Origin of the sequence: Streptomyces sp. NPDC005533, assembly GCF_042871845.1 — a bacterium.
In the GTDB taxonomy this organism is placed as follows: domain Bacteria; phylum Actinomycetota; class Actinomycetes; order Streptomycetales; family Streptomycetaceae; genus Streptomyces.
Genome location: NZ_JBIAJH010000026.1, coordinates 1 through 21,215, shown reverse-complemented (window position 1 = coordinate 21,215; position 21,215 = coordinate 1). Strand labels below are relative to the sequence as shown.

General features: G+C 71.2%; 18 protein-coding genes and 1 pseudogene. 4 read left to right on the top strand and 15 right to left on the bottom strand.

All coding sequences use genetic code 11. The features are described 5' to 3' along the window. Positions 1 to 124 precede the first annotated feature (124 nt). The 7 genes from ACFYP3_RS24685 to ACFYP3_RS24655 form a co-directional block, all read right to left on the bottom strand. Complete coding sequence (locus ACFYP3_RS24685) at positions 125 to 340, bottom strand: hypothetical protein (protein ID WP_388836364.1); 216 nt, start codon at positions 338 to 340, stop codon at positions 125 to 127. Between the two features lie 33 nt (positions 341 to 373). Continuing rightward, positions 374 to 1,198, bottom strand: a complete 825-nt coding sequence (locus ACFYP3_RS24680) for a shikimate dehydrogenase (protein ID WP_388836362.1) — start codon at positions 1,196 to 1,198, stop codon at positions 374 to 376. A gap of 6 nt (positions 1,199 to 1,204) precedes the next feature. Then, positions 1,205 to 2,971 carry an endolytic transglycosylase MltG gene (gene mltG, locus ACFYP3_RS24675; RefSeq protein WP_388836359.1) on the bottom strand — a complete coding sequence of 589 codons (1,767 nt, stop codon included), beginning with the start codon at positions 2,969 to 2,971 and terminating at the stop codon, positions 1,205 to 1,207. Positions 2,972 to 3,099: 128 nt separating this feature from the next. Further along, entirely contained in the window at positions 3,100 to 3,570 is a 471-nt protein-coding gene (gene ruvX, locus ACFYP3_RS24670) for a Holliday junction resolvase RuvX (RefSeq protein ID WP_030009552.1), read from the bottom strand. Between the two features lie 2 nt (positions 3,571 to 3,572). Next, complete coding sequence (alaS, locus tag ACFYP3_RS24665; RefSeq protein WP_388836356.1) at positions 3,573 to 6,242, bottom strand: alanine--tRNA ligase; 2,670 nt, start codon at positions 6,240 to 6,242, stop codon at positions 3,573 to 3,575. Further along, entirely contained in the window at positions 6,242 to 6,586 is a 345-nt protein-coding gene (locus ACFYP3_RS24660; protein WP_388836353.1) for a DUF6167 family protein, read from the bottom strand. The genes alaS and ACFYP3_RS24660 overlap by 1 nt, the downstream gene beginning before the upstream one ends. An 8-nt stretch (positions 6,587 to 6,594) precedes the next feature. Next, complete coding sequence (locus ACFYP3_RS24655; protein ID WP_365477525.1) at positions 6,595 to 7,038, bottom strand: DUF948 domain-containing protein; 444 nt, start codon at positions 7,036 to 7,038, stop codon at positions 6,595 to 6,597. 160 nt (positions 7,039 to 7,198) lie between these two features. Here ACFYP3_RS24655 and ACFYP3_RS24650 point away from each other — a divergent pair, with 160 nt between their 5' ends. Beyond that, positions 7,199 to 9,472 (top strand): ATP-binding protein, encoded by a 2,274-nt coding sequence (locus ACFYP3_RS24650; RefSeq protein ID WP_388836350.1) that lies wholly within the window; start codon positions 7,199 to 7,201, stop codon positions 9,470 to 9,472. A gap of 13 nt (positions 9,473 to 9,485) precedes the next feature. Here ACFYP3_RS24650 and rpsD read toward each other — a convergent pair whose 3' ends face one another. Continuing rightward, complete coding sequence (rpsD, locus tag ACFYP3_RS24645; protein WP_008740451.1) at positions 9,486 to 10,097, bottom strand: 30S ribosomal protein S4; 612 nt, start codon at positions 10,095 to 10,097, stop codon at positions 9,486 to 9,488. A 286-nt stretch (positions 10,098 to 10,383) separates the two neighbouring features. Between rpsD and ACFYP3_RS24640 the strand changes: the two genes are divergently transcribed. Continuing rightward, positions 10,384 to 11,061, top strand: coding sequence for a DUF2470 domain-containing protein (locus tag ACFYP3_RS24640; RefSeq protein WP_388836346.1), 678 nt, complete (start codon positions 10,384 to 10,386; stop codon positions 11,059 to 11,061). 46 nt (positions 11,062 to 11,107) lie between these two features. On the opposite strand, the gene ACFYP3_RS24635 is transcribed toward ACFYP3_RS24640, so the two are convergent. From ACFYP3_RS24635 to ACFYP3_RS24620, 4 genes are all read right to left on the bottom strand, one after another. Continuing rightward, positions 11,108 to 12,466, bottom strand: a complete 1,359-nt coding sequence (locus ACFYP3_RS24635) for a replication-associated recombination protein A (RefSeq protein ID WP_388836343.1) — start codon at positions 12,464 to 12,466, stop codon at positions 11,108 to 11,110. A 40-nt stretch (positions 12,467 to 12,506) separates the two neighbouring features. Beyond that, positions 12,507 to 13,121 (bottom strand): vitamin K epoxide reductase family protein, encoded by a 615-nt coding sequence (locus tag ACFYP3_RS24630; RefSeq protein WP_388836340.1) that lies wholly within the window; start codon positions 13,119 to 13,121, stop codon positions 12,507 to 12,509. A gap of 146 nt (positions 13,122 to 13,267) precedes the next feature. Continuing rightward, positions 13,268 to 14,527 carry a histidine--tRNA ligase gene (gene hisS / locus ACFYP3_RS24625; protein ID WP_388836338.1) on the bottom strand — a complete coding sequence of 420 codons (1,260 nt, stop codon included), beginning with the start codon at positions 14,525 to 14,527 and terminating at the stop codon, positions 13,268 to 13,270. A gap of 10 nt (positions 14,528 to 14,537) precedes the next feature. Continuing rightward, positions 14,538 to 15,251 carry an MBL fold metallo-hydrolase gene (locus tag ACFYP3_RS24620; protein WP_388836336.1) on the bottom strand — a complete coding sequence of 238 codons (714 nt, stop codon included), beginning with the start codon at positions 15,249 to 15,251 and terminating at the stop codon, positions 14,538 to 14,540. Between the two features lie 153 nt (positions 15,252 to 15,404). Here ACFYP3_RS24620 and ACFYP3_RS24615 point away from each other — a divergent pair, with 153 nt between their 5' ends. Further along, complete coding sequence (locus ACFYP3_RS24615) at positions 15,405 to 16,196, top strand: peptidylprolyl isomerase (protein ID WP_388836333.1); 792 nt, start codon at positions 15,405 to 15,407, stop codon at positions 16,194 to 16,196. A gap of 191 nt (positions 16,197 to 16,387) precedes the next feature. Beyond that, positions 16,388 to 17,617, top strand: coding sequence for a DUF349 domain-containing protein (locus tag ACFYP3_RS24610; RefSeq protein ID WP_388836330.1), 1,230 nt, complete (start codon positions 16,388 to 16,390; stop codon positions 17,615 to 17,617). 88 nt (positions 17,618 to 17,705) lie between these two features. On the opposite strand, the gene ACFYP3_RS24605 is transcribed toward ACFYP3_RS24610, so the two are convergent. From ACFYP3_RS24605 to ACFYP3_RS24595, 3 genes and pseudogenes are all read right to left on the bottom strand, one after another. Continuing rightward, a complete protein-coding gene (locus tag ACFYP3_RS24605; RefSeq protein ID WP_388836327.1) occupies positions 17,706 to 20,138 on the bottom strand; it encodes a RelA/SpoT family protein in 2,433 nt (810 codons plus the stop codon). A 229-nt stretch (positions 20,139 to 20,367) separates the two neighbouring features. Then, the gene (locus ACFYP3_RS24600; RefSeq protein WP_388836324.1) at positions 20,368 to 20,922 is read right to left on the bottom strand and encodes an adenine phosphoribosyltransferase; all 555 of its coding nucleotides are present in this window, start codon (positions 20,920 to 20,922) and stop codon (positions 20,368 to 20,370) included. Next, a pseudogene (locus tag ACFYP3_RS24595) lies at positions 20,919 to 21,215 on the bottom strand (protein translocase subunit SecF); the annotation flags it as partial. The gene ACFYP3_RS24600 and the pseudogene ACFYP3_RS24595, both read right to left, overlap by 4 nt.

Genomic DNA, 21,215 nt, shown 5'->3' with positions numbered 1-21,215 from the left:
TTGACGGTGTCCTGACACACTGCGAGGGCCATCCGCGCTTCGCGAAAGATCGTTTCCTTTTGCTCGCCGGGGATCCTGCGCAGCACGCAGTACCGGGGCGGCAGGGTGATGTACGACGAGTACGTCAGCCCGTTCGGTCACCGGTGCCGGGGCGAGCGGCCCGGCGCCGCTCGCGGAGCCAGGTGATCCCCGTCCACCCGGCGAGGGCCACCACCAGCCCGAACACGATCGCCTTCACCCAGAGGGGCAGGTTGGCGAACGCCACCCGGACCACCCCGAACACCACGAAGGGGATGTCCCACTTCGACGCCAGTATCAGCTCCGTGCCCGACTCGCCCATGCCGCCCCCTGTGAATACGCGCAGGTCGAAAGCCTAGCGGGCGGCGAGCGCCCGCTCTCCGGCGGCCCGCATGGCGGCGAGCGGGCCCGGGGCGCGCCCCGTCATCTGCTCGACCTGGAGGACCGCCTGGTGCACCAGGAGGTCCAGGCCGCCGAGGAGCTTGCCGCCGCGACGCGACCAGGCGGCCGCGAGGGCCGTGGGCCAGGGCTCGTACAGGACGTCGAAGAGGGTGCCCGGGGCATCGGGCACGGCGGCGGCCAGTGCGTCGGTGGCCCCGGCCGGGGTGGTGGCGATGACCAGCGGCGCGGACAGTGCCCCGGCCGCCTCGGACCAGTCGGCCGTGCGGACGGGAACCCCGAGCCGCTCGCCCCACTGCCGCATCTCGTCGGCGCGCGCCCGCGAGCGGACGTACGCCGTGACCTCGCCGGAGCAGATCCGCGAGAGCGCGGCGAGCGCCGAGGAGGCGGTGGCTCCGGCGCCCAGGACGGCGGCCGAGGACACCTTCTCGACGCCGCGTTCGCGGAGCGCTGCGACGATGCCGGGGATGTCGGTGTTGTCGCCGAGGCGCCGGCCGTCCTCCGTGAGGACGACCGTGTTGACCGCCTCGACGGACGCGGCCGTGTCACTGACGCCGTCCAGCAGCGGGATGACCGCCCGCTTGAGCGGCATCGTCAGCGACAGCCCGGCCCACTCGGGGCCGAGTCCGGCGACGAACCCCGGGAGCGCGGCCTCGTCGATCTCGAAGCGGTCGTACGACCAGTCGTCGAGGCCGAGCTCCTGGTAGGCGGCGCGGTGCAGCACCGGTGAGAGGGAGTGCTCGATGGGCGAACCCAGCACCGCGGCCCGTATCCGTGACATGTCCTGCTACCCGCCGTTCTTCTGCTTCTGCCGTTCCTGGAACTCGTCGACGAGCTTGAGGTGCTCTTCGTAGGTCTTGGTGAAGGTCGTCGTGTTGCCGTCGACCGACACGAAGAACATCCACCCGCCGTGATCCGGGTTGAGCGTAGCGGTCAGCGCGTCCAGGCCGGGGTTGCCGATCGGGCCGACGGGCAGTCCCTTGATGAAGTGCGTGTTGTACGGGTTGTTGAAGGCCTGGGCTTCCTTGAGGTTGAAGTTGATCTCGCTCTGGCCCTTGGCGTAGTTGTACGTCGAGTCGAACTCGATCTTCTGGTTCGTGACGTCGTTGGTCTTCTTCAGGCGGTTGTAGACCACCTCGGACATCTTCCGGAAGTCGTCGTGGTTCTTGCCCTCGGCGTTGACGAGGCTGGCGACCGTGATCACCTGGAGCGGGTTGTCCAGGCCGAGCTCCTTGGCCTTGGCCTCGACGCCCGCTTCCGCGTACTTGTCGCTCGCGTTCTTGACCATCACCTTGAGCAGCGACTCGGGGGTGCTGTCCTTGCTGAGGTCGTAGCGCATCGGGTACAGGAAGCCCTCGAGCGGGTCCATGAGCTTCGGGTTGTTGCCGGCCCAGGCCGGCAGTCCCAGGTTCTTGGCATCGCGCAGGGCGATCTCCCGGGTGGTGCCCTCCGGCTTGCCCAGCTTCTTGTCGATCGCCTCGTACACCTTGGCGTTGCGCATGCCCTCGGTGACGGTGATGACGTTCAGCTTGCTGGGGTCGATCATCAGCGCGACGGCGGCGGCACCCGACATCTTCTTCTTCATCGGGTAGATGCCGGGCTGGATCGACTTGCTCTTGGTGTTGGTGTTCGCGGCGTCGACGAAGGCCTGGGCGCTGGCGACCACGCCGGCGTCCTTGAGGATGCGGCCCATCTGCCCCAGGAGCGCGCCCTTGGGGATCTCCACGTCGACCAGCTCGTCCGTGCCCTCGCCCGCGAAGTCCTCGGCCGCGCCGAATTTCGCCTTGATGTACGAGTAGCCGTAGTAGCCGCCACCGCCGACCACGCCGAGGATGACCACGGCCGCGACGAGGCAGGCCATGCCACTGCGCTTCTTCGGCTTGCCGCCCTTCGAACGGCTGCCGCGGCGGCCGGGCTCGTCCCCGTCGTCGTCGCCGTCGCCACCTGCGAGGAAGCCGGTCTCGGGCTCCTCCGCCTCCTCCTCGACCGGTTCCGCTTCCAGGTGACGCCGGCCCGGGGGCTGCGGCGGCGGGTAGGCCTCGGGCGTGGTGTAGAGGTCGGGGGCCTCGCCGGGGTAGCCGGCGACGGTCTGCTGCGCGTACGGGTCCGCGCCCACGTAGGGGTCGGCCTGCACCGCGGCCGCGTACTGGCCCTGGCCGGTGTCCCAGCCCTGGTTGTCGTACACCGGCTGCTGGGGCTGGGCCTGCGGGTGCGGCTGCTGGGGCTGCTGCGGCTGCTGCGGGGCGTAGACCTGCTGCTGGGGGGCATACGCCTGCTGCGGGGCATAGGCCTCCTGCTGCGCGGCGTACTGCTGGTCGGGGTACGGCTGCGGGTACTGCTGCTGCTCGTACTCCGGGTACTGCTGGGGGTACTGCTGGTACTGCTCGGGGTACTGCTGTGGGTACTGGGGCTCCTGCGGGTACTCCTGCTGCGGGGCACCACCGTAGGGCGCCTGGCCCTGCTGGGTCTGGTGCCCGGTCCACCCCTGGTCCCCGTACAGGGGATCCTCGGGGTGCCAGGGTTCGGGGCCACGGCCCCGGCCATACTCAGTCATCGGTCCCCTAGAGCCGCGAGACGGAGGCCACGGACTCCGTCGTCCGTGGCACCCGGTTCCGCCTCTTTGACGGTGGGCGACGGCTGTTCGAATGCCGTCTCATCGCGCGGAACGTTACCGTATCGCGATCAGACAACCACTTCGACGCACTCACCGGGCGGATTACCTGATACCCGTTCGGTCTCAAGAGCGTTCTGAAGGATCACCACAGCGGCCGCCTGGTCGATGACCGACCGGCCCTTCTTCGCGTTCTTCCCGGAGGCCCGCAGCCCCTGGGCGGCGGTGACCGTGGTCATCCGCTCGTCCACCAGACGGACCGTCACCGGCTTGATGCCCTTGGCCAGTTCGTTGGCGAAGGCACGCACCTTGACCGCGGCCGGCCCCTCCCGCCCGCTGAGCGAGCGGGGGAGGCCGACCACGACTTCGAGGGGTTCGTACTCCTCGACGAGCTGCCGCAGCCGCCGGTGGGCGAAGGGGATGTCCCGGCCCGGGACGGTTTCCACCGGCGTGGCCAGCACCCCGTCGGGGTCGCACGAGGCGACCCCGATCCGGGCGTCACCGACGTCGATGGCGAGCCGGCGGCCGCGGCGCAGCGTCATCGTCAGGCCGTCTCGACGACGAGGCGCTCGACGGCGCTGATGGCCTCCGGGACGGCGCCCGGGTTCTGGCCGCCGCCCTGGGCGACGTCCGGCTTTCCGCCGCCGCCGCCACCGAGGGTCTTGGCGGCCGTACGCACCAGGTCACCGGCCTTGAGGCCGCGCTCGCGGGCGGCCTCGTTGGTGGCGATGACGGTCAGCGGACGGCCGCCCGCCACCGTGAACAGGGCCACGACGGCCGGGCGGTCGCCCGGGATGCGGCCGCGGACGTCGAGGACCAGCTTGCGCAGGTCGTCGGCGCCGATGCCGTCCGCCACCTGGCCGACGACAAGGGCGACGCCGTGGATGTCCTGGGCGTTCTGGGCGAGCCCGGCGGCGGCCTGGAGGACCTTCTCCGCGCGGAACTTCTCGATCTCCTTCTCGGCGTCCTTCAGCTTGCCGAGCATGGAGGCGATCTTCTCCGGCAGCTCCTCCGGACGGCCCTTGACCAGCTCCTGGAGCTGGGCGACGACCGTGTGCTCCTTGGCGAGGAAGTTGTACGCGTCCACACCGACGAGGGCCTCGACGCGGCGCACGCCCGAGCCGATGGAGGACTCGCCGAGCAGCTTCACCAGACCCAGCTGGGAGGTGTTGCCGACGTGCGTGCCGCCGCACAGCTCCTTGGAGAAGTCGCCGATGGTGACGACGCGCACGCGCTCGCCGTACTTCTCGCCGAACTCGGCGATGGCGCCCTGCTTCTTGGCCTCGTCGATGCTCATGATCTCGGCCGTGACGTCGAGCTCGCGCGAGAGCACGTCGTTGATCTTCTGCTCGACGTCGGTGAGGACCGAGCCGGGAACGGCGTTCGGCGAACCGAAGTCGAAGCGGAAGCGGCCCGGCGAGTTCTCCGAACCGGCCTGGGCGGCGGTCGGGCCGAGGGCGTCGCGCAACGCCTGGTGGGTCAGGTGCGTGGCCGAGTGGGCGCGGGCGATGGCCCGGCGGCGGCTGACGTCGATGGCGGCGTACGCGGAGGCGCCCACCGTCACCTCGCCGACCTGGACGGAGCCCTTGTGCACGGAGACGCCCGGGACCGGCTGCTGCACGTCGCGGACGACGATGACGGCGCCCGAGTCGAGCTTGATGCGGCCCTGGTCGGCGAGCTGGCCGCCGCCCTCGGCGTAGAAGGGGGTGCGGTCGAGGACGACCTCGACGTCGTCGCCCTCGGAGGCGGCGGGCGCGGAGACGCCGTTGACCAGGAGGCCGACGATGGTGGACTCGCCCTGGTTGGTGGCGTATCCGGTGAACTCGGTGGCCCCGGCGCTGTCGGCGATCTCGCGGTACGAGGAGACGTCGGCGTGGCCGGTCTTCTTGGCCTTGGCGTCGGCCTTGGCGCGGTCGCGCTGCTCCTGCATCAGGCGGCGGAAGCCGGGCTCGTCCACGGAGAGGCCCTGCTCGGCGGCCATCTCCAGGGTCAGGTCGATCGGGAAGCCCCAGGTGTCGTGGAGCAGGAACGCCTTGTCGCCGGAGAGGACCGTGCCGCCGGCGGCCTTGGTCTCGGTCACGGCGGTGTCGAGGATGTTGGTGCCGCCCTTGACGGCCTTGAGGAAGGCGGCCTCTTCGGCGAGCGCGACGGTCTCGATGCGCTTGCGGTCGGTGACCAGCTCCGGGTACTGCTGCCCCATCGTGTTGATCACGACGTCGACGAGGTCCTGGACGACCGGGCCGGTGGCGCCCATGAGGCGCATGTTGCGGATGGCGCGGCGCATGATGCGGCGCAGCACGTAGCCGCGGCCCTCGTTGCCGGGGGTCACGCCGTCGCCGATGAGCATGACGGAGGTGCGGATGTGGTCGGCGACCACGCGCATCGAGACGTCGGTGCCCTGGGCGGCGCCGTACTGCACGCCGGTCAGCTCGGTGGCCTTGTCCATGACCACGCGCAGGGTGTCGGTCTCGTACATGTTCTGCACGCCCTGCAGGATCATCGCGAGGCGTTCGAGGCCGAGGCCGGTGTCGATGTTCTTCGACGGCAGGTCGCCGAGGATCGGGAAGTCTTCCTTCCCGTCGCCGGCGCCGCGCTCGTACTGCATGAAGACCAGGTTCCAGATCTCCACGTAGCGCTCGTCGTTGACGGCCGGGCCGCCCTCGACGCCGAACTCGGGGCCGCGGTCGTAGTTGATCTCCGAGCAGGGGCCGCAGGGGCCCGGGACGCCCATGGACCAGAAGTTGTCCTTCTTGCCCAGGCGCTGGATGCGCTCGGCGGGCACGCCGATCACGTCGCGCCAGATCGTCTCGGCCTCGTCGTCGTCGAGGTAGACGGTGATCCAGAGCTTCTCGGGCTCCAGGCCGTAGCCGCCGTCCGCCACGGAGCTGGTGAGCAGCTCCCAGGCGTACTTGATGGCGCCTTCCTTGAAGTAGTCCCCGAAGGAGAAGTTGCCGCACATCTGGAAGAAGGTGCCGTGGCGGGTGGTCTTGCCGACCTCTTCGATGTCCGGCGTACGGACGCACTTCTGCACGCTGGTGGCCCGGGGGGCCGGCGGCTTGGTCTCACCGAGGAAGTACGGCTTGAACGGGACCATGCCCGCGTTGACCAGCAGCAGAGTCGGGTCGTCCGCGATGAGCGACGCCGAAGGGACAACGGCGTGACCGCGCTCCTCGAAGAAGCTCAGCCAGCGGCGGCGAATTTCAGCCGACTCCATCAGTGGTCCTCATTCCGGTCGTACGAAAACGTTGGTCGGTGGGTGGTGTGGTCGTTCTCGATGGCCCGCAGCCGCCGCGGCCCGGGAAGGGCGGTGACGTTGTCGGGTCCGTCGGGGGCCTGGTGCAGCCCCAGTGCGTCGTTCAGCTCGTCCTCGCGCTGCGTCATTCCCGCTTTGACGTCGAGGGCGAAGTCCTTGAGGCGGTGGCCCGCCTCGACGGCCTTGTCGGCCGCCTGGGCCGCGAGACTCTCCGGTGTCAGCTTCTTCAGCTGACGGTTGACCTTGGTGGTGGCCCACACGCCGGCGGCTGCGCCTGCGGTGAACCAGAAGGCTCGGCGGAACATCGGCGGTCTCAGCCCTTCTGCTTCCGGCGCCGGGCGGGCGGCACCGTACGGCCAACGATCACGTTACGTCGGGATGTCTTCGGCGGCACGCCGCCCGACGCCGCGGCATCCCCCTTGCCCAGCGCCTTGCGGACGCCGTAGCCGAAGGCCGCGACCTTCACCAGCGGCCCGCCGAAGGCGGTGGCCACGGTGGAGGACAGCGCGGAGGCGTTCGAGGTGACCTCCTGGACGTCGCTCGCGATGGCGTCGACCCGGTCCAGCTGGGTGCGCGCGGAGCGGACGGTGGTCGAGGCGTCGGCGAGCAGCGGGACGGCCTGGTCGGTCACGTCGGCCACCAGCTTGGTGGTCGCCCTGAGCACCTGGGCCAGCCTCGCCAGCGCCACGGCGAGGAACGAGATCAGGATGGCCCAGAAGACGGCCACGATGATCCCGGCCACCTCTACACCGGACACGTCACACCGCTCTCTGTCTGTGCCTGAACTGCCGGCCGCACCGATTCCCCCATTGGTCCTCCGACCCTATCGCGCCGGGGATCCCCGGCCGTACCCGAATTGGGGGGTGCGGGGCACCGCCTTGAACGCAGCGCATCCGGAGCAGTACCCTCCGTGTCCCATGCGACACAGACCCCTGCGAGACGGGCCCTGGGGCAATCTTCCCTCGGAGCCGGGCCGGTTCATCGGGCGGGGTGCCGAACTCGCCGAGCTGGGAAGGCTCCTGGAGTCCTCCCGGCTGGTCACGGTGACCGGCGTGGGCGGGGTGGGCAAGTCGCGGCTGGTCCTCGCGGCGGCCTGGTCGGCCGCCGAGGCGGCGCGTGGTGCGCGGGGTGCCCGGGGGACCCTCGCGGGGCGGGCGGCGCGGGAGCGGTACGGCGACGGGGTGTTTCTGGCGGAGGCGGCCGCCGTGCGCGATCCCGCGCTGCTGGAGCTGACCGTCTCCGAGGCGCTCGGGTTGACCGACCACACCACCCGGACGCCCCGGACCGTCCTGGCCGAGCACCTGGCCGGGCGGCGGCTGCTGCTGGTCCTGGACGGCTTCGAGCAGGTGGTCGACGAGAGCGCCGCCCTGGTGCGGGAGCTGCTGCGCCGCTGCCCCGGCCTGCGGGTGCTCGCGGCGGGCCGGCGCCCCCTCGCCCTCGACGGGGAGCTGGTCCTCCCGCTGGCTCCGCCGGTCCCGGAGGAGGCGCTCGCCCTGCTGGCGGCGCGGGCCGGGGCGGCCGACCCGGGCTTCGCCGTCACGGCGGCGAACCGGGAGGCGCTGGCCGAGGTGTGCGCGCGCCTCGACGGGATCCCGCTCGCCCTGGAGCTGGCGGCGGCCCGGCTGCGGACCCTCTCCCCCGCTCAGCTGCTGGCCCGGCTGGAGGACCGGTTCGCGCTGCTGACGGGCGGTGCGCGCGGGGCGCTGCCCCGGCACCGGACGCTGCGCACGGCCATCGGCTGGAGCCATGAGCTGTGCACGCCCGCGCAGCGGCTGCTGTGGGCGCGGCTGTCGGTGTTCGCCGGGCGGTTCGACCTGGATGCCGCCGAATACGTGTGCGCGGGCCCGGACCTGCCGGTGGAGGACGTGCTGGACCTGGTCGGCGAGCTCCAGGAGCAGTCCCTGCTGGTCCGCGAGGAGACGGCCGACGGGGTGCGCTTGCGGATGCTGGAGACCGTACGGGTGTACGGGGCGGGCTGGCTGGAGTCGCTGGGCGACGCCCGGCGGCTGCGGCGGCGGCACCGGGACTGGTACCTGGGGCTGGCCACCTCGTGCGAGCTGGACTGGTTCAGCCCGCGCCAGCAGGAGGTGGCCGCGCTGGTGGAGACGGAGCTGGCGAACCTGCGGCTCGCCCTGGAGTGCTGCCTCGACGAGCCGGACGAGGTGCACCTGGGCCAGTACCTGGCGGGCACCCTGTGGTTCTACTGGGCGGGGTGCGGGCGCCTGACCGAGGGGCGGCACTGGCTGGACCGGGCCCTGGAGCCCACCGGCCGCGCGGTGACGGAGTACGAGAGCTCCCGGCTGAAGGCCCTGTGGGTGCTCGGCTACGTCGCGGCGCTGCAGGGGGACGCGGCGGCCTCGCTGGGCGCCCTGTACGAGTGCCGGGACGCGGCGGCGCAGAGCGGGAACCCCCTCGCCTCGGCCTACGCGGTGCACCGGCTGGGCTGCCTGGCGCTCGTCTCGGACGACATGGGCCGGGCCCGGGAGCTGCTGGGCTCGGCCCTGGAGCAGTACCGGGCGGTCGGGGAGCTGAACAGCAACGTGCTGATGTGCCAGGTGGAGCTGGGGATGGCGCTGGCCTTCCAGGGGGAGCTGGCGGGCGCGCTCACCCTGTGCCGGGAGGTCCGGGAGATCTGCGAGGAGCGCGGGGAGCGCTGGACGAAGGCGTACGCCCTGTACGTGCTCGCGTACGCGGCCCTGGACGCGGGGGACGCGCAGGAGGCCCGGCGGCTGCTCGACGAGTGCGTCGCGATCAACCACGCCTTCGACGACCTGGTCGGCCTGGTACTGGCCCTGGAGCTGCTGGCCCTGGTCACGGTCGCGGAGGGCGATCCGGCCGAGGCGGCGCTGCTGCAGGGCGCGGCGGAGCCGATGTGGGCCGGGGTGGGGCTGCAGCTGTTCGGCTCGGGGTACTTCAACGCCCCGCGGCTGATGTGCCGGGAGCGGGCCGGCGAGCTGTTGGGGGCCGAGCGGTACGAGGCGTACGCGGCCGAGGGGCGGGAGCTGAGCCGCGAGGCGCTGGTCGGGCGGGCCCGGCGCAGCCCCGGTGAGCGCGGGCGGGCGGCCCGGGTGTCCCGGCAGGCGGGACGGGGCGGCGGACCAGCCGTCGTGGGCGTTCGGCGGGCCGGGTGGGCCCGGGAACGGGAAGACCCGCCGCCCCCCGGAGGGGACGGCGGGTCGACCAGTCAGTGAGACCGGGCCTGCGTCAGCGGGCGTAGTACTCGACGACGAGCTGCTCGTCGCAGATGACCGGGATTTCCTTGCGGTTCGGGTCGCGGTCCAGGCGGAAGGCCAGGGCCTTCAGGTTGACCTGCAGGTAGCGCGGGGTCTCGCCCTCGCCTGCGTAGCCACCCTCACGGGCAACCTGGAACGGAACCTTCTCGCGGCTGCGCTCGCGCACGGTGATGACGTCGTCCGGGCGGACACGGAACGACGGCTTGTCGACCTTGTCACCGTTGACCTCGATGTGGCCGTGAACGACCATCTGGCGGGCCTGGTAGATGGTGCGGGCGATGCCCGAACGCAGGACCAGGGCGTCGAGGCGACGCTCGAGCTCGACGACAAGCGCCTCGCCCGTCTTGCCTTCGGCCTTCTTGGCGCGGTCGTACGCGCGGGCCATCTGACGCTCAGAGATGTCGTACTGAGCGCGCAGACGCTGCTTCTCCAGCAGACGGACCTTGTAGTCCGAGTTCTGCTTGCGGCCACGGCCGTGCTCGCCCGGCGGGTAGGGGCGGGCCTCGAAGTACTTGACGGCCTTCGGGGTCAGCGCAATGCCGAGGGCACGCGACTTCTTGACCTTGGGTCGCTTCTGGTTCACGTGGAACCTACCTCCATGTAAGTTAGGTGAGGCTTACCTTAGCGAGGAGGACGTAATGTCTCGACCACATGGGATCCCCCTGCCCAGTGCGCAGCGCAGTTCGGATTCAGACGTAACAGAATCCGCTTGCGCCGACGATAAGCAAGGTCAGCCGCGTCCCAGGGAAGGCGTTCGGCAGCTCACCGGAGCCGAACGCGTACGAACCCTCGTAGAGTCCAACGCCTCAGTATCCCTCACGCTCGTCGGTGCTCGTGACAGTCACGAGCACGAGGAGTTCGGGGCAGGGGTGCCGGCCGCACGGACCGTCAACCCGGACGGGGACGTGATTCTCCTGGTTTCCGGGGAATCCACGGCTGCCAGAGCAGCCGCTCACGCCCAGGACGACGACCTCACCGCCGTGATCGAGATCACGGATGTGGCGCCGGTGTCCGTGCCCCATCGTATCCGAGGTCGCGCCTGGCTGGCCGGGTGGCTGACACCGGTGCGCGGTGACGACCGCGCGGCCTGCGCGGCGCTGCTCGCGGAGCGCCACCCGGTGGGCGAGCTGCTGGGCCTGTCGGAGGCCTCGGAGCTGCCGTACTCGGCCCGCCCGGCGTGGATGATGCTGCGGCTGGAGGTCGGCGAGATCTCGGTGGACGACCTGTGGGGCGCCGAGCACGTGGACCCGGAGGACCTGGCCGCGGCGGAGCCGGACCCGATGGTCGCCCACGAGACGGAGCTGCTCCAGCACCTGCACGCGGCCCACGGCGACCGGATCGGCGAACTGTGCGGCCTGCTCGGCCCGCGCGGGGCCCGGGGCATGACCGCCGTCCCGCTCTCCCTGGACCGCCTGGGCCTGCGCGTCCGCTTCACGGGCGGCGCCGCCGGCTCCTTCGACGCCCGCTTCGACTTCCCGGAGCCGGTGGCGGACATCTGCGGCCTGCGGCGGGCGATGCGCACGCTTTTCTCGGCGGCCTCCCACTGAGGGGCAGGCGGCCGGCACCCGCCGGCGTACTCCCTGCCCGCGCAGGTCAGGACGGCCCGGCGCCCCGCAGCCGCTCCCGGACCTTCTCCACCACGTCCGCGTACCGCGCCTCCGCTCCGTACCGCGTCGGCTCGTAGTACCGCTTGCCGTGCAGCTCGTCCGGCGCGTACTGCTGGGCCGCGATCGCGCCCGGGACGTCGTGCGGGTACACGTACCCCTGCGCGTGCCCCAGCTTCGCCGCGCCCTTGTAGTGCCCGTCCCGCAGGTGGGCCGGGACCGTGCCCGCCAGCCCGGCCCGTACGTCGGCCAGCGCCGCGCCGATCGCGGTCGTGGCGGTGTTCGACTTCGGGGCCAGCGCCAGCGCGATCGTCGCGTGCGAGAGGGTCAGCGCGGCCTCCGGGAAGCCGATCATCGCCACCGCCTGGGCCGCCGCCACCGCGAGCGGCAGGGCGGTCGGATCCGCGAGGCCGATGTCCTCGCTCGCCGAGATCATCAGGCGGCGCGCGATGAACCGGGGGTCCTCCCCCGCGTCGATCATGCGGGCGAGGTAGTGCAGGGCCGCGTCCACGTCGGAGCCCCTGATCGACTTGATCAGCGCGCTCGCCACGTCGTAGTGCTGGTCGCCGTCGCGGTCGTAGCGCACGGCGGCGCGGTCGACCGCCTCCTCGACCGTCTCCAGGGTGATCTCCGCCTCGCCCTTGGCGAGGGCCGATCCGGCCCCCGCCTCCAGCGCGGTCAGGGCCCGGCGGGCATCGCCGCCGGCGATCCGCAGCAGGTGCGCCTCCGCGTCCGCCGGCAGGGTCACCGCTCCGCCGAGGCCCCGCTCCTCGGCGAGCGCGCGCCGCATCAGCGCGCTCAGGTCCTCGTCCGTCAGCGGTTCCAGCGTCAGCAGCAGCGACCGCGACAGCAGCGGGGAGATGATCGAGAAGTACGGGTTCTCGGTGGTGGCCGCGATCAGCGTCACCCAGCGGTTCTCGACGGCCGGGAGCAGCGAGTCCTGCTGGGCCTTGCTGAAGCGGTGGATCTCGTCGAGGAAGAGGACGGTCTCCTTGCCGTAGCCGCCGGCCGCGCGCCGGGCGCCCTCGATGACCGCCCGGACCTCCTTGACGCCCGCGGTGATGGCGGACAGCTCCACGAACCGCTTCTGCGTGGCCTGGCTGACCACGTACGCGAGGGTGGTCTTGCCGATGCCGGGCGGGCCCCAGAGGATCACCGACGAGGCACCGGCCGGGCCGCCGGCCCCTTCCCCGACCAGCCGCCGCAGCGGCGAGCCGGGCTTCAGCAGGTGCTGCTGGCCGACGACCTCGTCCAGGGTGCGCGGGCGCATCCGGACGGCGAGCGGGGAACTCGCGGGGTCCTTCTCCTGGCGTTCTTCGGCAGCGGCGGTGAACAGGTCTGGTTCCACACAGGAAGCCTAAGCGAGCCCACCGACAGGGCCGTCCGGACTACGAGGTCCAGAAGTCCCACCAGCGGGTCAGGATCAGCATGCCGATGATCCCGACGTGCAGCACCGGCAGCACCCAGGTGAACTCGTCGAGGAAGCCCCGCAGCCAGCCCGGAGCCGGCAGCAGGCCCTCGCGGACGTTGTGCGAGGTGACGTACCAGAACATGAAGATCGTGGCGACCCAGGCCAGGCAGCACCACAGGCAGAGCGAGTTGATGTTGTAGAGCGACTGGTAGGTGAGCCAGGCGCAGAAGACCACGCCGAAGAGGGTGCCGGCGTTCAGCGTCAGCCAGTACCAGGGGCGGAACCGGGCTCCGGCCAGCAGGCTCATCCCGACGCAGATCACGATGCCGTAGGCGACCAGTCCGAGCATGGGGTTCGGGAATCCGAAGACGGCGGCCTGGTCGCTCTTCATGATGTTGCCGCAGGAGACGACCGGGTTCAGGCTGCAGCCCGGCGTGAAGTTCGGGTCCTCCAGCAGCTTGAACTTGTCGATCGTGATCACCCAGGCGGCCAGCAGGCCCGCGGCTCCCGTGATCACCAGCAGCAGGGCCAGCGCCCGGCTGGCGCCGACGGTCCCCCGGGCGGTCTCCGCGTCCGTACCTCGTGTCGTCATACCGCCCGCTCCACATCTGCCAGGTGATCAAGCACGGGCCATTCTGCCGTACCGCGCCGGGGGTCCACCGTTCGATCCGCGTAAGGCCGTGGGGCCCGGCGGCAGTGCCGCCGGGCCCCACGGGCCGGAAAGATGGGGCAGCCGGCTCAGCCGAGCTTGGCCCGCAGCGCCTCGACCACGTCGGTCAGCGCCACCGGACCCTGCTCGCCGGACTCCATGTCCTTGACCTGGACCACGCCGTCCGCGAGGTCGCGGTCGCCCGCGACGATCGCGAAGCGGGCGCCGCTGCGGTTCGCGTCCTTCATGGCGCCCTTGAGGCCCTTGCCGCCGTACGACATGTCCGCCGCGACGCCCGCCTTGCGCAACTCCGTGACCAGCCCGAACACCCTCGGCTTGGACGCGCCCAGGGCCACCGCGAAGACCGCCGTGGGCGCGGGGATGTCCAGTTCGATGCCCTCGGCCTCCAAGGCCAGGACGGTGCGGTCCACGCCGAGGGCCCAGCCCACCGACGGCAGCGCCGGTCCGCCGATCATCTCGGACAGGCCGTCGTAGCGGCCGCCGCCGCCGACCGCGGACTGCGCGCCCAGACCGTCGTGCACGAACTCGAAGGTCGTCCGCGTGTAGTAGTCCAGCCCGCGCACCAGCTTCTCGTCGTCCTCGAAGGCGACGCCGGCGGCCGTGATCAGCTCGCGGACCTCCTCGTGGTACGCCTTGCACGCGTCGCACAGGTAGTCGCGCAGCATCGGCGCGCCGACCAGCTGCCGCTGCACGTCGGTCCGCTTGTCGTCGAGGACGCGCAGCGGGTTGATCTCGGCGCGGCGGATGGTCTCCTCGTCGAGGTCCAGCCCGCGCAGGAAGGACTGCAGCGCCTCCCGGTACACCGGGCGGCACTCCTTGTCGCCCAGCGAGTTCAACAGGATGCGGAAGTTCGACAGACCGAGGGTGCGGTACGCCTGGTCGGCCAGGATGATCAGCTCGGCGTCCAGCGCCGGGTCCTCGGCGCCGATGGCCTCGGCGCCGACCTGCGAGAAGTGGCGGTAGCGGCCCTTCTGCGGGCGCTCGTAGCGGTAGTACGAGCCGGAGTACCAGAGCTTGGCCGGCAGGTTGCCCTGCTTGTGCAGGCTGGCCTCCAGCGCCGCGCGCAGCACGGAGGCGGTGCCCTCCGGGCGCAGGGCGAGGTTGGTGCCGCCCTTGGTGGTGAGGGTGAACATCTCCTTGGTGACGATGTCGGTGGACTCGCCGACACCGCGGGCGAAGAGGTTCACGTCCTCGAAGCCGGGCGTCTCGATGTAGCCGTAGCCGGCCTTGCGCAGTGGGGCGGAGATGGCGTCGCGCACCGCGAGGTACTTCGCGGAGAACGGCGGGATCAGGTCGTACGTGCCCTTGGGGGCCTGGAAAGTAGCCACGGAACTCTCGTCACATTCCTCGTCGTGGAGCGGCTGTCGGGTCCGCTGCCAGGCCGGCGGCGACCTCCCGCAGGTACGGGTTGGTCGCGCGCTCGCGGCCGATGGTGGTCTGGGGACCGTGGCCGGACAGCACCACGGTCGAGTCGTCGAGCGGCAGGCACACGCGGCCCAGCGATGCGAGCATCTCGGCGTGGGAGCCGCCGGGCAGGTCGGTGCGTCCGATGGAGCCGGCGAAGAGCAGGTCGCCCGAGAAGAAGACCGGTGGGACGTCGGCCAGCTCGGGCATCCGGAAGGTCACCGACCCCTTGGTATGCCCCGGCGCGTGCGCCACGGAGAAGTCCATTCCGGCCAATTTCAGCGCGGCGCCGTCGGCCAGTTCGCGGACGTCGTCCGGCTCGCCCACGGTCAGCTCGCCCATGAGCGGCATCCCGATGGAGCGGCCGAGGGCCTTCTCCGGGTCGCTCATCATGTAGCGGTCCTCGGGGTGGATCCAGGCCGGTACGTCGTGTGCTCCGCAGACCGGGACCACCGAGGCCACATGATCGATGTGGCCATGGGTCAGCACGACCGCGACGGGCTTGAGCCGATGCTTCTTCAGCGTCTCCTCGACACCCTGGGCGGCCTGGTGGCCCGGGTCGATGATGACGCACTCCTCACCGGCGGCGGGGGCGACCACGTAACAGTTGGTCCCCCAGGCCCCGGCAGGGAACCCGGCAATCAGCACGTTCGTCCTCAATCGTCGTCCGGCGGGAGGCTGCAGGTCGGAATCCTGCTGCTCAGAGCCTACCGGCGCCGCTCATTACACAGCGAACCCATATACGGTACGGCCTATCCCAGCCCGGACAGCAGTACCAGACACGCACAAGGAGACGACCCCGTGGTCACGAGCGATCAGCGGCGGCGACAGCTCGCCAGGGAGAAGTTCGAGCGCCAGCAGAAGCGCCGCGCGGAGGCCCGCAGGAAGGCACGCCGGCGTACGGCGGTGATCGGCGCGGCGGTGGCCGTGGTGGTCGCGACGCTGGTCGGCCTGATCGTCGGCGGTGTCTTCGACAAGGACAAGAAGGACCAGGCAGCGGACCCGGCGGCGAACCCGTCGGCCTCGCCGTCGGCGCCCGAGCCCAAGCAGTCCCCCTCGCCGGAGATGGCGATCGACCAGAAGGCGAAGTACACCTTCGCCCTGAAGACGAGCGCGGGCGACATCAACTTCACGATGGACGCGGCGAAGACCCCGCAGACCGTGAACTCCTTCAAGTCGCTGGCCGACAAGAAGTACTTCGACAACACGAAGTGCCACCGGCTGACGGCCGGCGGGATCTTCGTGCTGCAGTGCGGCGACCCCGAGGGCACCGGCCGCGGCGGCCCGGGCTACAACATCCCGGACGAGAACCTGGACTCGCTCGGCAAGGCCAACGAGCAGGGTCAGGTGATCTACCCGGCGGGCACGGTCGCGATGGCCAACACGGGCCAGCCCGGCTCGGGCGGCAGCCAGTTCTTCCTGGTCTACAAGGACAGCCCGCTCGCGCCGTCGTACACCCCGTTCGGGAAGATCGACGCGGCCGGCCTGAAGGTCCTGGAGGACATCGCCAAGGCCGGTACGGTCGACGGCGGCCAGGACGGCGCGCCGAAGACCGAGGTCAAGATCGAGAAGGGCACGGTCACCCAGAACTGACCGGATGCGGCGGCCCCGGGCCTCGCCGGCCCGCCGCCCGTACGTCGATATTCCGTCGTGCGGGATGCGGACAGCCGGCCCGGCGGTCGCCTATGTTGGCGTTGTGCAGGGCGGGCGCTGCCCGCCCCAGGAAACTGTGGACGATGCCCAGGGGGTGAACCCCTCGCAAGGCATCAGGTGGAGGAGGCGCTGTGAGCAGCGACCCGTGGGGCCGCGTCGACGAGACGGGCACCGTGTACGTGCGTACTTCCGAGGGCGAGCAGGTCGTCGGTTCGTGGCAGGCGGGCACCCCTGAGGAGGCCCTGGCCTATTTCGAGCGCAAGTACGAGGGCCTGGTGGTCGAGATCGGCCTCCTCGAAAAGCGGGTGCGGACCACTGATCTGTCCGCCAAGGACGCGCAGACGGCGATCGACCACCTGCGCACGCAGGTCGACGAGCACCACGCCGTGGGCGACCTCGACGCGCTGCGCGTGCGGCTGGACAAGCTGGTCGGGACCGTGGAGTCGCGGCGCGAGGAGCGCAAGGCCCAGAAGGCGAAGCAGACGGACGAGGCCCGTGCGGCCAAGGACGCGCTGGTCGTCGAGGCCGAGCAGCTGGCGCAGAGCGACCAGTGGCGCAGCGCCGGTGAGCGGCTCCGTGCCCTGGTGGACATCTGGAAGGGGCTGCCGCGCCTGGACCGCAAGTCGGACGACGAGCTGTGGCACCGGTTCTCGCACGCCCGTTCCGCCTTCTCCAAGCGCCGCAAGGCGCACTTCGCCTCGCTGGACGCGCAGCGCGAGGACGCCCGCAAGGTCAAGGAGAGGCTGGTCGCGGAGGCCGAGTCGCTGTCGAAGTCGACCGACTGGGGTCCGACGGCCGCCCGCTACCGCGAGCTGATGGCGGACTGGAAGGCGGCGGGCCGGGCGCAGCGCGAGTCCGAGGACGACCTGTGGAACCGTTTCCGCGGTGCGCAGGACGTGTTCTTCGCGGCCCGCAGCGAGGTGTTCGCGGAGCGCGACGCCGAGCAGGTGGAGAACCTGAAGCTGAAGGAGGAGCTGGCCGACGAGGCCGAGAAGCTCGTCCCGATCACGGACCTGAAGTCGGCCCGTGCCACGTTCCGCTCCCTCAACGAGCGCTGGGAGGCCATCGGCCACGTGCCGCGGGACGCCCGGCCGAAGGTCGAGGGCCGGATGCACGCGGTGGAGCGGGCGATCCAGGAGGCCGAGGAGGGCGAGTGGCGCCGTACGAACCCGGAGGCGCGGGCGCGTGCGGCCGGTCTGACGGGTCAGCTCCAGGCGGCGGTCGACAAGCTGCGTGAGCAGATCGACGCGGCGCGGGCCGCCGGCAACAACGCGAAGGCCGACAAGCTGGCCCGGGAGCTGGAGGGCCGCCAGGCCCTGCTGGACCAGGCGCTGAAGGGCCTGGAGGAGTTCGGCGGCTGAGTGGCCGAGCGGACGCCGCACGACGTACCGGGCCCGGTGGTGAAGGATCACCACCGGGCCCCGGTACGTCGGTCGACAGCCGGATCTCCTACGGCCTGCGGGCGGAGGTCACCCGGTAGACGTCGTAGACGCCCTCGACGCCCCGGACGGCCTTCAGGACGTGGCCCAAGTGCTTGGGGTCGCCCATCTCGAAGGTGAACCGGGAGGTGGCCACCCGGTCGCGGGAGGTCTGGACGGCCGCCGAGAGGATGTTGACGTGCTGGTCCGACAGGACCCGGGTCACGTCGGACAGCAGTCGGGACCGGTCCAGCGCCTCCACCTGGATGGCGACGAGGAAGACCGAGGACTGGGTGGGCGCCCACTCGACCTCCAGCATCCTTTCGGGCTGCTGCGAGAGCGAGTCGACGTTGACGCAGTCCGCGCGGTGAACCGATACGCCACTGCCGCGGGTGACGAACCCGATGATCGGGTCGCCCGGCACCGGGGTGCAGCAGCGGGCCAGCTTGACCCACACGTCGTCGACGCCCTTGACGACCACGCCCGGGTCGGCGTTGCTGCGCCGCTTGCTGCGGGCACGCGCCGGCGGGATCGACTCCTCGATGTCCTCGTTGGCCGCCTCCTCGCCGCCGAGGGCCGCCACCAGCTTCTGTACGACGCCCTGCGCGGCCACGTGGCCCTCGCCGATCGCCGCGTACAGGGAGGAGATGTCGGGGTAGCGCATCTCGTGCGCGAGGGTGACGAGCGAGTCGCCGGTGAGGATGCGCTGGATGGGCAGGTTCTGCTTGCGCATGGCCCGCGCGAGGGCGTCCTTGCCGTGCTCGATGGCCTCGTCGCGGCGCTCCTTGGAGAACCAGCCGCGGATCTTGTTGCGGGCCCGCGGGGACTTGACGAAGCCCAGCCAGTCGCGGGACGGGCCCGCGCCCTCGGCCTTCGAGGTGAAGACCTCGACCAGGTCGCCGTTGTCGAGGGTGGACTCCAGCGGCACCAGGCGGCCGTTGACCCTGGCGCCTATGGTCCGGTGGCCGACCTCGGTGTGGACGGCGTACGCGAAGTCCACGGGGGTGGCGCCGGCGGGCAGCGCGATCACGTCGCCCTTGGGGGTGAAGACGAAGACCTCGTTGCGGGAGAGGTCGAAGCGCAGCGAGTCGAGGAACTCGCCCGGGTCCTCGGTCTCCTTCTGCCAGTCGAGCAGCTGGCGCAGCCAGGCCATGTCGTTCACCGTGTCCTGGCCGGCGCTGCCCTTGGCGGCCTGCGGGACGTCGGTGCGGACCTTGGAGGTGCCGGCGACGGTCTGCTGCTTGTACTTCCAGTGCGCGGCGATGCCGTACTCGGCGCGGCGGTGCATGTCGAAGGTGCGGATCTGGAGTTCGACGGGCTTGCCGCTGGGCCCGATGACCGTCGTGTGGAGCGACTGGTACATGTTGAACTTGGGCATCGCGATGTAGTCCTTGAACCGGCCGGGGACCGGGTTCCAGCGCGCGTGCACGGTGCCGAGGGCCGCGTAGCAGTCCCGGACGGTGTCGACGAGGACGCGGATGCCCACCAGGTCGTAGATCTCCGCGAAGTCACGGCCGCGGACGATCATCTTCTGGTAGACGCTGTAGTAGTGCTTCGGCCGGCCCGTGACGGTGGCCTTGATCCGGGCGGCCCGGAGGTCGACCATCACCTCGTCGGTGACGAGAGCGAGGTACTCGTCGCGCTTGGGCGCCCGCTCGGCGACCAGGCGGACGATCTCGTCGTACATCTTCGGGTACAGGATCGCGAAGGAGAGGTCCTCCAGCTCCCACTTGATCGTGTTCATGCCCAGCCGGTGCGCCAGCGGGGCGTAGATCTCGATCGTCTCGCGGGCCTTCTTCTCCTGCTTCTCCCGCTTGAGGTAGCGCATGGTGCGCATGTTGTGCAGCCGGTCGGCGAGCTTGATGACGAGGACGCGCGGGTCCTTGGCCATCGCCACGACCATCTTGCGGACGGTCTCGGCCTGGGCGGCCTCGCCGAACTTCACCCGGTCCAGCTTGGTGACGCCGTCGACGAGGAGGGCCACGGCGTCGCCGAAGTCGCGGCGCAGGTCCTCCAGGCCGTATTCGGTGTCCTCGACGGTGTCGTGCAGCAGACCGGCCATCAGGGTGGCCGGGTCCATGCCGAGCTCGGCGAGGATGGTCGTCACCGCGAGCGGATGGGTGATGTAGGGGTCGCCGCTCTTGCGCTTCTGGCCGCGGTGCCAGCGCTCGGCGACCTGGTAGGCCTGTTCGAGCTGGCGCAGCGTCGACGTCTCGATCTTCGGGTCGTTGCTGCGGACTATGCGGAGCAGGGGCTCCAGCACCGGGTTGTACGGGTTCGAGCGCTGCACGCCGAGCCGGGCGAGACGGGCGCGCACCCGGTTCGAGGAACCGGCCGACTTCGCCGACGCGGGCTTCACCGGCGGCGCCGGCGGAGCCGGCGGGGGCGTGGCGGGGACCGCCGTGGCCGGCTCGGCCTTCGGGTCGGGCTGCGCGGCGGAGATTGGCTGGACCTCGTCTGGCAAGAGCGCTCCTCTGGGGGTCCCCCCGGACGAAGCGTGGGGGAGCATCCGGTGCCCGTGTCCGGTCCGGACAACCCATGGTAGCGAGGGTTGCGCCGGCCCGTTCCCCGAGCCCACGCCTCGAACGCCCCGGCCGCCGCCGCTTCCGGGGCTCCGCCCCGCAGGCCCCCCGCACACGGAAGCGGCGGGCACCCGGAGGAACCGGATGCCCGCCGCTTCGGCACGGCAGAGGTCAGACCACGATCAGCGCGTCCAGCGGAGCCCCGCCCAGCGCCGGGGCCAGCTTGGCCCGCCCCGGCAGGAACGACAGTTCCATCAGGACCGCCACGCCCGCGACCTCGGCCCCGGCCCGCCGGATCAGCGAGAGCGAGGCCTCGGCGGTACCACCGGTGGCCAGCACGTCGTCGATGACCATGACCCGGTCACCCGCCGCCAGGTCCTCCGCGTGGACCTCGATCTCCGCGGTGCCGTACTCCAGCTCGTACGACTGCGCGAGCGTCGCACCCGGCAGCTTCCCGGCCTTGCGCACCGGCACGAAGCCGATGCCGGCCTGCACGGCCACCGGAGCCGCGAGGATGAACCCCCGGGCCTCCAGTCCGACGATCTTCGTCGCCCCGTACCGTCCGGCCAGCTCCACCAGCGTGTCCGTCAGGGCCGCGAAGGCCTTCGGGTCGGCCAGCAGCGGGGTGATGTCCTTGAACATCACGCCCGGCTTCGGGTAGTCCGGGACGTCCTTGATCCGTGCGAGCAGCAGGGCCCGTACGTCCTCGGACAGCGGCGCGGTCAACGTCGCCGCCCCGGCCGGCCCTGCGCCACGACCTGCGGCCCGTCCTCGGAGGCGTAGCCGTCGTCCGGGGACTCGCCCTTGGCCGCCGCGGCCGCCCGCTTCGCGAGCACCCGCTTCGTCAGGGCCTTCATCGCCGGCTCGCGCTCCTTGAGGTCCACGACCAGCGGGGTCGCGATGAAGATCGAGGAGTACGCACCGGCCGCGAGGCCGACGAACAGCGACAGCGAGATGTCGTTCAGCATGCCGGCGCCCAGGAAGCCGCCGCCGATGAACAGCAGCGCGGCGACCGGGAG